The organism is Ligilactobacillus saerimneri DSM 16049, from assembly GCF_000423265.1.
Taxonomy (GTDB): domain Bacteria; phylum Bacillota; class Bacilli; order Lactobacillales; family Lactobacillaceae; genus Ligilactobacillus; species Ligilactobacillus saerimneri.
Genome location: NZ_AUHQ01000002.1, coordinates 66,978 through 79,893, shown reverse-complemented (window position 1 = coordinate 79,893; position 12,916 = coordinate 66,978). Strand labels below are relative to the sequence as shown.

Below are 12,916 nucleotides of genomic sequence, written 5' to 3'. Positions count from 1 at the left end.
ATCTCACCAGCCTCGTTGTTTATTTAATAATAGCCTATAAATAATGGAGAAAAATAACCACCAGCCTAAACGCTAGGACAAACACTTTGCTGCATAGGTTAATTCTTACTCCCTCATTTCAATAATTGACAAAGACTTGCTCATTAAAGGGGAGTAACCGTGCCGTATTTTTATAGACACGGTAAGCAGTCACGTTATAGCAGACCATTGTGACCTCTGTCACCACTTGGGAATTAGCTAGGAAATCATTCACTGTTTGCAACGCAATCTTTGTCGCCTCCTCTAGCGGATAATGATAAACACCGGTACTAATTGCTGGAAAGGCAACCGTAGCACAACCATGCTCTTCGGCCACCCGCAAACTATTGACATAGGAATTGCGCAATAGCTGGGGTTCGTTATTTTTTCCACCCTGCCAAACTGGACCTGGAGTGTGGATCACATACTGGGCCGGCAAACGATAGCCCTGCGTAAGCTTAGCTCCGCCAACTGGACACCCATGCAAAGTGCGACATTCTGCCAATAACTCGGGACCCGCAGCTCGGTGAATGGCTCCATCAACACCACCGCCACCTAGCAATGACGGGTTGGCGGCATTTACAATCGCAGTTACATCTAATTGGGTAATGTCACCCTGAATGATATTGATTTGCTTCATTTTTTATCCTTTCCTAAATTCTCTTCGCGTCTTCCTGCCCCTATTCTATCACACTAGATGTCTGTCCCCAGTTATATAGTAAAGGAGCAAGACGAAATCACTAATGAGATTGCGCCTCGCTCCTGGAACTTAATCTTTATTAATATTCGTCATCGAGAAAACGGACTGCTGTGCCATACGCAACGACAGATTGCATATCAGTCCCAATTGAGCCGGAATCAAACCGCATCATAACGATGGCATCGGCTCCCTTAGCTGCTGCTTCTTCTTTGAGCCGGTCAATGGCTTTTTGCCGGGATTCATGGAGCATCGATGTATATGCCTTGATTTCGCCCCCAACAATATTCTTCAATCCGGCACCAATGTTAGAAAATACATTCTTAGACTGGGTAGTAACGCCAAAAACTTCTCCAATCACCTCGTAATCTTTGCCTGGAATATGTTCAGTTGTTGTAATCAGCATAATTTTTCTCCTCTCGTTTACTAAACGGGTTATTAATTATTTCATTAATCAGTGTAACGTTATTGTAACATTAATGTAATTTAATAACAATGGATGCCAGTTTAAGAAAGATATAAATAACGGGATGCTCCTTCCATGTCCCTAGGTCACACCCCGTAGTAATAATATTATTTATATTCACCGTCAGCAATTGCATCCAATGTATCCTTGGATGGGATAAAGAACAGCTGACCACTCAAAATATCAGAGAACGATAACAGGTAATCACCTTGGTCAACCATTGCTTCCAGCATTTCTTTAGTAGTTGTCCAATGACGAGCATAGCCGATGAAGTATGTGCCTGTATTTCCGGAAGCCGGATCAGAGAACGGCACATTCATTCGCACAATCTTTTTCTCATCGCCAACATTTGATACCGCGCTGTGAGCGTTAGCGAATTTTTCTTCATCATCTAATTCTAAATCACTGAACTTTTTCCGCCCAATCGCTTTTTCCTGTGTTTCAGTTGAAAGTCTGTTCCAAATATCCATATGATGGCGCCATTTTTGCGCAAAAGCATACGAACCGTTAATAAACTCTGGATCTTCGTCCCCGATGATAGCATATTCAGCTGCCCGTTCTACTTCAGGAGCTTCGGTACCATCGATAAAACCAATGATAGCGCGCCCCTCAAAATAGCGGAATCCCTTAGTTTCATCCACCACAGTTGTAATAGGTCGCAAAAATTCCATGATCTGGCTCATCACTTCATATACTGTTGCCTCATCCTTGGCCCGCAAGTGGAAGAACAAGTCGCCTTTAGTAGCTGGCATGGTGTATTTGGGACCTGTCAGCGTCTGGTACGTTTCCAATTCTTGCGGTTTATTGGCATTAGGGAACAAGTAATCCCAGGCTGCGTTGCTGAGCCCCCAGGCCGCTTCGATCCCGCCCCGCTCATTCATCCGAATGTTCATTGACCGCAAAATGGCTTGATAACGATCGGCAAAATCTGTAATCACTTCTTGTTCATGGGCCTGATCTTCACGCTTCAATTCTAAAACTGTAAATAACACGTTTTCACCAGGACTCTTCCACACGCTTTGAGCCATGCTAGGATTAACTGTCATCACAAACTACCTCCTGATTTCAACTTTCTCTCACCGCACATTATAGCATACCATTTTAGAATTTTTAAAAATAAAACCCTTAAATATTTGCTAAACTTAACTACCAAAAAGAGCCGGATGAATCATCCAGCCCCTTGCTATTTGGAGGTAATTGCTATTATTACCCTATTCGTATGTTACCATTGCTTGGTCCTTCACCTTGGACTTGAGCAACCGCACCCGGTTCCCCTGAAGAACAGTATTGGACCGCGTTGTATCAGTAATCATCTTAGCAATATCTTCTTTGTCCAGATCAATTACCGGGTCAAGTAACTTACCGTATTTTTCTTTAAAACGTTGTCCAACATATTCATACAAACCAGGATTGAAGTCTGTACTCCCCAACCGTTGCTGTAAAACAGGCAATGGCTTGGTGAAAATTGTGGTAGCACTAAACCGTACTCCTTGACCATCCTCAGTGCGTTCACCATGCAACCCTAAATATTGCAAAATGAAGCTAAAGAATGTTCTTTCAACAATTCCTGGGATAATATTTTCGTCTTTAAACAAGCGGGCTAAGGCGTCTTCATAGACAGCCAACTTGCTCAAGTCCTTAGTTTCCATAGTGATGTCATCTAAAGCTTGGCTCCCCACACGGTTATATGGTGGCTTGACATTGAATTCGCCGTACCGAATCAAGTCTTTAGGACTGAGCAGGAATGCCTCCTTACCTTCTGCCCACATGAAATAACCGTGATCGGCCAATAATTTTTGCCCTTTTTCCGTTAGCTGATATGCGTCAGCAGTCTTTTCGAGTAAAGCAAGATCTTTAAACTTCTTGAGGGCTGCTAACATATCAACCCCATATTCCTGGGCAAAACGTGGTGGTACTTCATCGTTTTGCTTAGCCTTACTCAACCAGTCTAACAAAATAACCTCACCATAATATAGCCCGTAACTAAACTGTGGACCCCGTTTATCCTCGTTATTCACGTTTGTCATTTTTGTTACTACCTTCTCTATACTTTTTTCTGCGGTCATCCAACCGCTAACATCAATTATTTTACCACATAAAAGCGCTTTTCTCGGGACCAGGTTACTGAGAATTGCCCTCATCATGTTCTCATTCTCCCTGAAGGTACCTGTTCATTTAGTATTATTTTTCGCAATTAATTTACACTCATCAGCTCATTTCAATTACTATAATACCAATATTGTATCCGCTTTCTGTAAGATAAGATATTTATCAGTTAATATTCCATTTTAAGTCCTACATTCATAATTTAAATGTGATATACTAAAGGACGATGGGATGATAGGCAGCGAAAGACAGGCACATATCTGCTGTCGGATCGTCACTCTAATTATCTCACCATTTATAAGGGTTTGGTTCTCACCAAGCCAAACCTGGTTACGTCTTTCCAATGATTGGTAAATCGTAACCGATCCCTACTTCCTCTGGACACACAGGCACGTGTTTTAGAGGATTTTTTATTTATTAAAAATAAGTAAAGATAGCCTTTCCATTCTGTTGTTCGGTGCTTTTTTCCTGTACCGTTGGTCGTGGAGGTTATCCTCCAACACAGTACTTCATGTCCTGTGTTTTTTCTTACGACTTGCCGTGGCATCCTTGTCACGGCTTTTTAAGCATATTACTGGGAAAAGAATTGCTAGCAATATACAATAAAGTTGTAAAGCAACCATAAATTGTTAGTTATGGACTCATCCATCCTGTATAGCTTGTGGCCGTGATTTTTCATCACGGTCTTTTTTACAAATATCGCTTTTAGAAAGAAGGATCACTATGGACTACCAATGGCAAACAGATGTATTTACAGCATTCTCTCCCGCGCATGAAGCACTGGGAAAGATCACTTACCAGGATATGCCCGCTACACCCCACCCCACCTATCTCATCACACAAGTATGGGTTGATCCTGCCCACCGCGGGCAAGGGATCGCTGGGCAGCTGACCACGGCTTTTCTCACCGAAGTTCGGCAGCGTACAGGTTATGTCATCCCCCGGTGTCCATACGCAAAAGCCTTTATCGCTAAACATCCAGAATTTCAAGATCTCATTGCTAAATAAGAAAGGAGCCTTAGCATGGAATTAATGACAATGTTGCACGCCCGCAAAGCAGTACGTGAATACACAGGCCAAGTTACTCCTGACCAGCTGCAACAGCTACTACATGCTGCTAGCGCTGCTCCTGTTGGCCGTGGCAACTATGATAATTACCGCCTAACCGTTATTCAAAAACCGGAAATCCTCCAGCAACTCCCGGGGATCTATGACGCACCAACCGTTATTGTGGTTTCTGCGCGTGAAGTTCGAACAAGTAAGTACCTCTCAGCAGGAGCAATCATCCATAATATTGAACTAGCAGCTGAGGACATGGGCTTAGGTGCAAACTACAACCTCTACTGTGTTGCCAGTCTACCACCAGCGATCATTCCTGCTGGTTTTACACCCCTGTTTGCGATCACTTTGGGGCAAACGACAACTTCCTTCACCCCACGCCCAATCCCCGTTGACCGAATCAAAGCTAATATTGTTAAATAAATCAACTTTGTGGCTCCGAATCTACCGTTCGGGGCCTCTTTTTGTGCTTTTAACCCTTATGCATACCCGTTTGGCTTTTCTAATTACCACAAACCTCCTATCTTCGTCTATCATAAAAGACAGGAACTAGCAGTTAGCATTATCTACTTCCTGCAAGCCTAATAATCTATTTTAGCCATTTACCAGCAAGAGCAACGCACTGCCTAGTTTACGCAAATCTCAAGGAGGGAGTAACATGCATGTGTCATTCGAACCCGACACCAACTTAGGTCCTGACGAAATTTCGATCGCAGTTCGTGCCGCTGAACAAACACCAGCGATCACTGCCCTTATCCATGACATTCACCGCCTAGTAGGTAAGTCACGAACCGTTCTCCCGGTCAGAACTAACGACCGGGTCCTGATGCTTAAGTATCAAAATATTATTCTCATTGAAGTCAATCGTGAAGTTCTCACTATCACTACTACCGATCAAACGATTACTACGCGGGGGCATCTCCACCAGATCGTCCAGGAGCTCGGTCCAACCTTTGTCCAAGTTTCCCGCTACGCCATTCTCAACCTTGATCATTTACAGGCATTGGAGGCCGGTTTTAGCGGGGCCATGGTCGCTCGTCTGAGCGCTAACCACCGGACTACTGTCAGTCGCCGGTATCTTAAACAGCTTGAACAACGTTTGGGTATTTAAAAAAAGGGGGAACACCTATGTTAAAAAAAGCCATTCATCAGTTTATCATCGGTACAGGTTTTGTAGCTGTCGCTTATTTATGCCTAATTACTGCTGGTATCGGTCCCACTACTACCACCTGGTTTAATACTTTAAGTGTCTTAGGCCTAGGCGGAGTAATGGGTTTAACATCAATACTTTTTATATTTGATGAATACAATTTCTTTTTCCTGATAGCGCTGCATTTCATCACTACTGTTGGTATCGTCCGGATCATGATGCTGATCAATAACTGGAAGTTCTCGTTCGAAACATTTGTCATTATCATTTTGATCTACATCATCATCTGGGTGATTTATTATATCGACCAGTGGACCCAGGTACAACGGGTTAATGAAGCCTTACGCAAACGCCGGTAAATATTATATTCCTTACACAAAAAACACGCCCCTGCTTTTTCCCAGCAAGGGCGTGTTTGTTTCACGTGAAACATTCCATCCTGTAACTAAAATGGTTTATTGGGTTCGAAAAGCCAATGTTTCGTATGGTTGCAAGGTTAATTCTTCTGCCAAACTAGTAAGTACCCGGCCATAGTTGGTAACTACCACTTCTCCTGCCTTACGCAATTCGGCCGGAATGACAACTGTGGTTTCTTGACCATAGAAATTACTGAAAACAGCCAATTGATCTGGCCGTTCTGGTAATGACCGTACATATGCCAGCACCTGATCATGGTCGCGTAAGATGCTGTGGATCTGTCCATTTGAGACCAACTCATCTTGTTTACGTAATGCAATCAATTGCTGATAAAAAGCAAAAATTTCACCACTCGTCAATTCCTGATGCACATTGATCTTTGCTTGGTCTGTCGGCATCAACCATGGCTTAACCTGACTGAACCCCGCATACTGGCTAGCATCCCAATGCATCGGTACCCGGGAGTTATCGCGTGCCTTAGAATGGACAATCGCAAAAGCTTCCTGAGGATCCTGCCCTCCTGCTACCAGTTCCTGATAAGCATTCTGAGCTTCCACATCCACGTATTCCGCCATGGATTGATAACTCGGATCAACCATCCCTAATTCTTCTCCCATGTAGATATATGGCGTCCCCCGCATTAGGTGAATCGTTGCTGCCATCATTTCTGCTGATTTTACCCGGTATTGTCCTGGATCACCAAAACGATTCAAAGCCCACGGTTGATCATGGTTATTCCAGAATAAGGCTTGCCAACCACCACCTTGAGCGATTTCTTCTTGCCAGTCCAAGAGATAGTGTTTCAAAGCCTGAAAATCAAATGGTGTCTGCGTCCACTTTTGCCCATCCATATAATCTGTCTTCAAATGATGGAAAGCAAAAGTCATGGAGAGTTCGTGGTTCTCTGGTTTAGTATATGCAATCGAATTAGGGATTGTCGTTGAAGACATCTCCCCCACCGTGATCGCTTCAGGATCCTGCCCAAACGACTGCGCATTAAGTTCTCTAAGGTAGTCTTGGACCACCGGTGTATCTGTATAGAGCCGCTTTTCCTGTTCAATATTTGTAGAATCAACCAAAACAGTGTCTTTCCCTGTAACATTGATCACATCAAACCGGAAGCCATGCACTCCTTTTTGGCGCCAAAAGTTAACTACCTCGAACAATTCTTTTCTGACCGCTGGATTATGCCAGTCTAAATCAGCCTGTGTCTTATCATATAAATGGAGATAATACAGGTCGGTATCACCAAATTTACTCCAAGCAGGGCCCCCGAACTTGGACTGCCAGTTATTAGGATATCCCCCATCCTTCCCCGGGCGAAGGTAGAAGAACTTCTGGTAGTATTCATCGCCAGCCAATGCTTTTTGGAACCATTCATGGTCTGTTGAACAATGGTTGAGCACCATATCAAACATTACTCCGACGCCGATCTCTTTAAGCTTAGCAATCATTTCTTCTAAATCTGCCATCGTTCCAAAACGCGGATCAACTTGCCGGTAATTAGCAATGTCATACCCATTGTCATTTTGTGGCGAAACAAAGAACGGATTGAACCAGATCATATCAACATTGAGCTGCTTGATATAGTCTAATTTAGCAATAATTCCCCGTAAATCTCCGACACCGTCATTGTTTGAATCATAAAATGATTTCGGATAAATCTGATAGATAACCTTTTTTCCAAGTTCTTTAAATTCCATCTCTGCCTCCTAGAAATTTAATTTTTGCCGCCGGGCAAAATCTACAAACCGAAAACGATCTGGGCGGTGATATGACAACGTCAATTGAAATTCAGTCGTATCTGCCAAATAATTTCTGCTAATTACAACGACTGCTAGTTCTTGATCAAGTTGCAACAAATCATGGATTCGTTGATCTACTTTGATCACATTGACTTCTTTGGTTGCATATGAAATATCCAGCTGTAAGTCCTGTTCAAAGTATGCATAAAGGGACTTGGCAGCAATATCAGGCGTTAACCCGGTCACGGGTGGGCTTAGCACATAGTCCTGATCCAAAACATAAGGCTCACCATCAATCACCCGGAGCCGTTCGATCTCGTATCCTGCTAGATCTTTTTCTTCCTCAAAATAACGTTCAAAGTTCATAGGTAGCTTGGTTTGTTCCTTGAATTTCAGCAACTCCGTTGTAGCATTCATTCCTAGCTTGCGGTTAAGTTCTGCAAAACTCGTGATCCCAGAAAGCGGAAAAGTATACCGGTCCAGTCGTAAGACCTTTGAGCCTTTCCCCTTTATCTTTTGAATCAATCCCAAATCGAGCAGTTCTCCTAATGCTTTACGGACGGTTGCTCGCGAAGCACCGTATAACTCTGTCAGTTGATTCTCACTAGGTAAAAACGATTCTGCCGCATATATTCCGTGCTTGATCTTTGTTGCAATGTCTTGTGCAATCATATCCGCTTTGACACGCGCCATCTTCTCCACCCCATTTCTGTTATTATTATACCAACTTGTATACACAAGTAAACACTTTTAAAAAGATTGATATAGCAACTTTTGTAATCTCTTACATTTTATGTTGACAACTTGTACGTACAAGTATAATATAATGAACGAATATAAAGAAAGCGGTTTAACAAAGGAGAGATATTATGGCACAAACAAGTCAACTGCTTGCACCAGCAAATGGGACTGTGATTGCATTAGCAAAAACATCTGACCCCATCTTTGCCCAAGGTACTATGGGGCAAGGTTTTGGCCTGACCCCAACTGATGGTCAGGTTGTCGCCCCAGTAAGTGGTAAAGTTTCAATGGTTGCCGACAGCAAACATGCGATCGGAATTGTTACTAATGATGGACTCGAAGTCTTAATCCACATGGGGGGTTGATACGGTCGGTTTGGCTGGCAAACCATTCCAATTGAATGTCGTCCCTGAACAAGAAGTGCGTGCGGGAGATGCCATTGCTACTATGGATCTTGAGCAAATCCAAGCAAGTGGCCTTGACACTACCATCATGGTGCTTATTACCAATTCAGCCCAGGTCTTATCAGGCTTAGACCTAACTGAAGGTGCAGTTCATAGCGCAGCACCTGTGGCAACGGCCTTTTTAAAGAGCCAAGAAGAAGCGCATGATAGTTCCAAGAAACTCTCACATGCTGAATTAGCTAAGTTTATCGTTAAAAATGTTGGGGGCAAAGCTAATGTTAACAATGTGATCCACTGTATCACGCGGTTACGTTTCTACCTCAAAGATGAAGGTAAGGCTAATGATGAAATTTTGAAGAATCAACGGGGTATCCTTGACGTAATGCACGCTTCCGGCCAATACCAAGTGGTAATTGGCAACGAAGTTGTGCCAGTTTTCGAAGAAGTTGTTAAAGAATTAGGTGATCTCGGTGATGCCCCTGCCCAACCACAGACAGATGACGGCAAGAACCCTGTCTCCAAAGCGTTTGGCAATTTAATCGGGTTCATTACCGGTTCAATGAGCCCCGTTGTAGGTGTTATCGCTGCCGCCGGGATTTTAAAGGGCCTGTTAGCATTATTAACCCTACCGCAACTGGGGGCTTTGCTTGATGTCAAAAGCACTGCTTACATCACGTTGTCAGCTATTGGTGACTCAGCCTTCTTCTTCCTGCCAATCTTAGTCGGTTTCAGTGCTGCTAAACGGCTCAACTCTGACCCAATTATCGCTGCGGTTATTGGGGGCGTCCTCGCCTATCCTCAATTAATTGAATGGGGTAAAGCATTTAAGACAATGTTCGAAGTTGGGGGCTTTAAGTTCCAATTCCTGAACTACTCTTACTCAATCTTCCCAATGATCTTAGCTGCTTGGCTGGCTAAGAAGTGCGAAGATTGGCTCAAGAAAGTTTTACCAAGTTACCTCCACATGATTTTCATTCCTCTGATTACCGTTCTGGTTGTATCAGTAATCACTTTGGTCATTACTGGTCCAGTCATCCAAGGTATCGCTAACGGAGTAGCCGTTTTAATCAACTGGTTGGTTTCTGTTTCCGGTTGGGCCGGAGGTCTTATCATCGGTGGTTTCTACCAATTACTGGTTATCTTCGGGCTTCACTGGGGTGTTGTCCCACTAGTTGCACAACAGATTGCAGGGACAGGTCAAAGTGCTTTGAATGCTATTATCTGTTCAACTATGATCTCCCAAGGGGCAGCCGTTCTGGCAGTTGCACTCAAGTCCAAGAAGGAAGACACCAAAGAACTCGGCTTTGCAGCAGCTATTTCTGCTTTCTGCGGGGTTACCGAACCAGCTATTTACGGGGTTAACCTCCGGTATAGAAAAGTCTTCGTTTCTGGTTTGATTGGTTCCGCTGCTGGGGGCTTTATTACTGGTCTGTTCCACGGAACAATGTTTGGATTCACCGGCGGTTTGATTGGATTCTCATCCTTCTTCAATCCACAACATCCAACTGATTTATCTAGTTTCTATACATTCTTACTTGCTAGTGCAGTATCAATCATCGTCTCCTTCATCATCACTTGGGTATGGGGCTACAATGATCAAATGACTATGGGTAAGAAAGTTGCTAAAAAGCAACGGCCAGGTTCAACCAAGTAATATATCCTAACCGCTTTTACTAAACATCTAATAAAGAGAAAATCCGTACCATGTTCACTCGCTGGTACGGATTTTTTTGGTTTTGTCTAGTACACTGCTTCTTGCCGCTCTCCATCTGCACCGTAGTGGACAAAGTATTCCGTTAATTCTTCATCACAAAAAATATTCAACATCCCTGCAAAACCTTCAGCTAACGGGCGCTGCTTCAGCTCTTCTAAGGTCATCCATGTTAATCGCCCCTCAGCTGATTCCCTGAGCTTCCCACTCTGAACTTTTGCAATGTAACAAAAAACAATATAACGCCGATTTTGAGCATCATTGAACTGCTTCAAACCACATAAGCGTGGTGGCGTAATCTTTAGTCCCGTTTCTTCTTTGATCTCACGGACTACTGACATATTCACAGGCTCTCCCGGCTCAACATGCCCTCCAGGAAAGGTTAAGCCCGGCCAAGCAGGATCAGTTCGGTCAAGGACTAATACTTTGCCATCTTTTTGGACCATACACATATTAGTTAATGTTACTGGTTCGGTTCGATCTGCCATCATGATTCCTCCTCTTTAGGTGCATTCATTGTACCACTGTCAAAATATTATCAACCATACTCCAACTAACTTTTTATTATCATTAATATCATTTTTTATATTGATAAAATTATTAATTTTCTTTAATATAACCATCATTATAGAAAATTTAGCTAATTAAATATTTCAAAATTTAAATTTTATGCGTTATTATGGAGGTGGTAGTTTATCTCTTTTTGTTATAGAAAGGACGATTTACATGAAATTAACTAAACAATTGAGCCTTGCAACGCTCGCAACTAGTTGTTTATTATTCGGCGGAAGTTTAACTGCACATGCCGCTGACACAACTTCACAAAATAGTACTGCCACCTTGAATATCTCACAGGACGATCAGTCAGCCAAACTCTCCCTGGATGCTGTGCCAAGTTTTGCTTTCGGAACAGTAACTGCTGATCAAGTCTTCAATGGCGGCTCAGTTGAACAAGATCTTACCACCAACAATACTGTGAAAATTACCGACACCCGCTTAGATCAAAATGGCTGGAACCTCGCTGTTTCCCAAACAACTGCTTTTACCAATGGTAATAGCAAGATTGCTGGGACAATGGCTGTCACTCCAGGCACTTTCTCTTTTAACAATGGTACGGCTACTGGCTGGACTTGGGGACAAAACCCATTTAGTTTAACTCTTCCTAACGCTTCTGCCACCCAAATCGCCAGCTCTACTGGGGCTAACAAGGGGAGTGCCAGCGCTACTATTTCTCATGCTAAGTTTACCTTCTCCAGTCACGACTCTTTAGCAAGTGGTGACTACACTGCTAACTTGACCTGGAATTTAACTTCAGCACCAAATGTTGACGTAAGTAAATAATTTTTAGAGAAGGTTATCCAAATGAAAGTAAAAACATTTACCCAGGTTATCCTGACCTTGGTGCTCGGATTTTGCTTTCTACAGAAGCCGGCTGTTCAGGCCGCAGTCGCAAATGATGCGGCGCAATTTACAATTAGCCCTGTATATCCGCGGGAACAAAGACCGGATACTACGGGCTATTTTGCTCTTAAAACGCGCCCTAAAACGACGGTTCCTGTAAAAGTCAAAATCACCAACCTTAATTCTGACACCAACGTTGACTACATTGTTCGCGTAGGTAACGCAACAACAACGGATAATGGTGCCATCAACTATACAGATTTCAAGACTAAAAAAGATCCCACTGCTGCTTTCCAATTAACCCAGTTTGTTCCTAAAAAAGAACGAACTCAACAAGTAACAGTAGCAGCCCACAAATCAACGACTGTTTCTATTAATCTCCGTCTTCCCCGACAAAAGTTTAATGGAACCATCGCGGGTGGTATTTATGTTGAGCGTATGACTAATGCTCATGTTGATCCCAAGAGTAAACTTTCGGCACAGAATCACTTTGCTATGACATTGCCCGTATTGGTCAGTCAGCAAGAACATCCCGATCAAGTCGCCCAAATGAAACTTAAGGCCGTTAAGGTTCAAAAGGGGCCTAAAATCAGTGCTACCCTACGCAATACACGTCCCGTTTTATTTGGCAAATTAACGATCAATGCCCAGATTACCAAACAGGGACAGACAAAAGTCCTGGCCCAACGCCAAGTCCAAAACTACCAGGTTGCACCCAATTCAACATTTAACTTCCTGGTCACTGACCATGATCAGCTTGGAGCAGGTAAGTATACCCTAACGTTGCACCTCCAGTCCGGAAAACGGAAGTGGAATCTCCGGCAAAACTTCACGATCACGGGTAGCCAAGGTGTACCATTTACCAAACAAAAAGGCTGGTTGGGCCTTTCACAATTAATTTGGCTCTTGATTGGCTTTTTGGTCTTGTTGATCGTTATTTTATGTGGGATAATCATTGCCCAAAATAAACGTTTAAATAAGAAAAATAAGTAGTGTGAACA

General features: G+C 43.2%; 13 protein-coding genes and 1 pseudogene. 7 read left to right on the top strand and 7 right to left on the bottom strand.

Annotation, left to right across the window (positions count from 1 at the left end; all coding sequences use genetic code 11):
* Positions 1-118: 118 nt before the first annotated feature.
* The 4 genes from G541_RS09120 to G541_RS0101360 all read right to left on the bottom strand — a co-directional run bounded on the left by G541_RS09120 (position 119) and on the right by G541_RS0101360 (position 3,208).
* The gene (locus tag G541_RS09120) at positions 119-658 is read right to left on the bottom strand and encodes an O-acetyl-ADP-ribose deacetylase (protein WP_009552571.1); all 540 of its coding nucleotides are present in this window, start codon (positions 656-658) and stop codon (positions 119-121) included.
* Between the two features lie 139 nt (positions 659-797).
* A complete protein-coding gene (locus G541_RS0101370) occupies positions 798-1,121 on the bottom strand; it encodes a heavy metal-binding domain-containing protein (protein ID WP_009552573.1) in 324 nt (107 codons plus the stop codon).
* Positions 1,122-1,288: 167 nt separating this feature from the next.
* On the bottom strand, positions 1,289-2,227 hold the full coding sequence (locus G541_RS0101365; RefSeq protein ID WP_027826230.1) for a Dyp-type peroxidase: 939 nt from the start codon (positions 2,225-2,227) through the stop codon (positions 1,289-1,291).
* A gap of 165 nt (positions 2,228-2,392) precedes the next feature.
* Positions 2,393-3,208: a hypothetical protein gene (locus G541_RS0101360; RefSeq protein WP_027826229.1), complete on the bottom strand. Its 816-nt coding sequence runs from the start codon at positions 3,206-3,208 to the stop codon at positions 2,393-2,395.
* 802 nt (positions 3,209-4,010) lie between these two features.
* Between G541_RS0101360 and G541_RS09915 the strand changes: the two genes are divergently transcribed.
* From G541_RS09915 to G541_RS0101340, 4 genes are all read left to right on the top strand, one after another.
* Positions 4,011-4,295, top strand: a complete 285-nt coding sequence (locus tag G541_RS09915; RefSeq protein WP_009552579.1) for a GNAT family N-acetyltransferase — start codon at positions 4,011-4,013, stop codon at positions 4,293-4,295.
* A gap of 15 nt (positions 4,296-4,310) precedes the next feature.
* Positions 4,311-4,769: a nitroreductase family protein gene (locus G541_RS0101350; RefSeq protein ID WP_009552580.1), complete on the top strand. Its 459-nt coding sequence runs from the start codon at positions 4,311-4,313 to the stop codon at positions 4,767-4,769.
* A 235-nt stretch (positions 4,770-5,004) separates the two neighbouring features.
* Positions 5,005-5,457 carry a LytTR family DNA-binding domain-containing protein gene (locus G541_RS0101345; RefSeq protein ID WP_027826228.1) on the top strand — a complete coding sequence of 151 codons (453 nt, stop codon included), beginning with the start codon at positions 5,005-5,007 and terminating at the stop codon, positions 5,455-5,457.
* 17 nt (positions 5,458-5,474) lie between these two features.
* The gene (locus G541_RS0101340) at positions 5,475-5,855 is read left to right on the top strand and encodes a DUF3021 family protein (protein ID WP_009552584.1); all 381 of its coding nucleotides are present in this window, start codon (positions 5,475-5,477) and stop codon (positions 5,853-5,855) included.
* A gap of 96 nt (positions 5,856-5,951) precedes the next feature.
* Here the strand turns inward: G541_RS0101340 and treC are convergent, their stop codons facing one another.
* Both treC and treR read right to left on the bottom strand, forming a co-directional pair.
* Positions 5,952-7,616 carry an alpha,alpha-phosphotrehalase gene (gene treC / locus G541_RS0101335; protein ID WP_027826227.1) on the bottom strand — a complete coding sequence of 555 codons (1,665 nt, stop codon included), beginning with the start codon at positions 7,614-7,616 and terminating at the stop codon, positions 5,952-5,954.
* Positions 7,617-7,625: 9 nt separating this feature from the next.
* Entirely contained in the window at positions 7,626-8,351 is a 726-nt protein-coding gene (gene treR / locus G541_RS0101330; RefSeq protein WP_027826226.1) for a trehalose operon repressor, read from the bottom strand.
* Between the two features lie 176 nt (positions 8,352-8,527).
* Here treR and G541_RS09110 point away from each other — a divergent pair.
* Positions 8,528-10,457 (top strand): annotated as a pseudogene (locus G541_RS09110) (PTS sugar transporter subunit IIABC).
* Positions 10,458-10,543: 86 nt separating this feature from the next.
* Here G541_RS09110 and G541_RS0101320 read toward each other — a convergent pair.
* Positions 10,544-11,002, bottom strand: a complete 459-nt coding sequence (locus tag G541_RS0101320; protein WP_009552592.1) for an 8-oxo-dGTP diphosphatase — start codon at positions 11,000-11,002, stop codon at positions 10,544-10,546.
* A gap of 238 nt (positions 11,003-11,240) precedes the next feature.
* Between G541_RS0101320 and G541_RS0101315 the strand changes: the two genes are divergently transcribed.
* Together G541_RS0101315 and G541_RS0101310 are read left to right on the top strand one after the other, a co-directional pair.
* The gene (locus G541_RS0101315) at positions 11,241-11,855 is read left to right on the top strand and encodes a WxL domain-containing protein (RefSeq protein ID WP_027826225.1); all 615 of its coding nucleotides are present in this window, start codon (positions 11,241-11,243) and stop codon (positions 11,853-11,855) included.
* A 21-nt stretch (positions 11,856-11,876) separates the two neighbouring features.
* Entirely contained in the window at positions 11,877-12,908 is a 1,032-nt protein-coding gene (locus G541_RS0101310) for a WxLIP family cell surface protein (RefSeq protein ID WP_027826224.1), read from the top strand.
* Positions 12,909-12,916 lie beyond the last annotated feature (8 nt).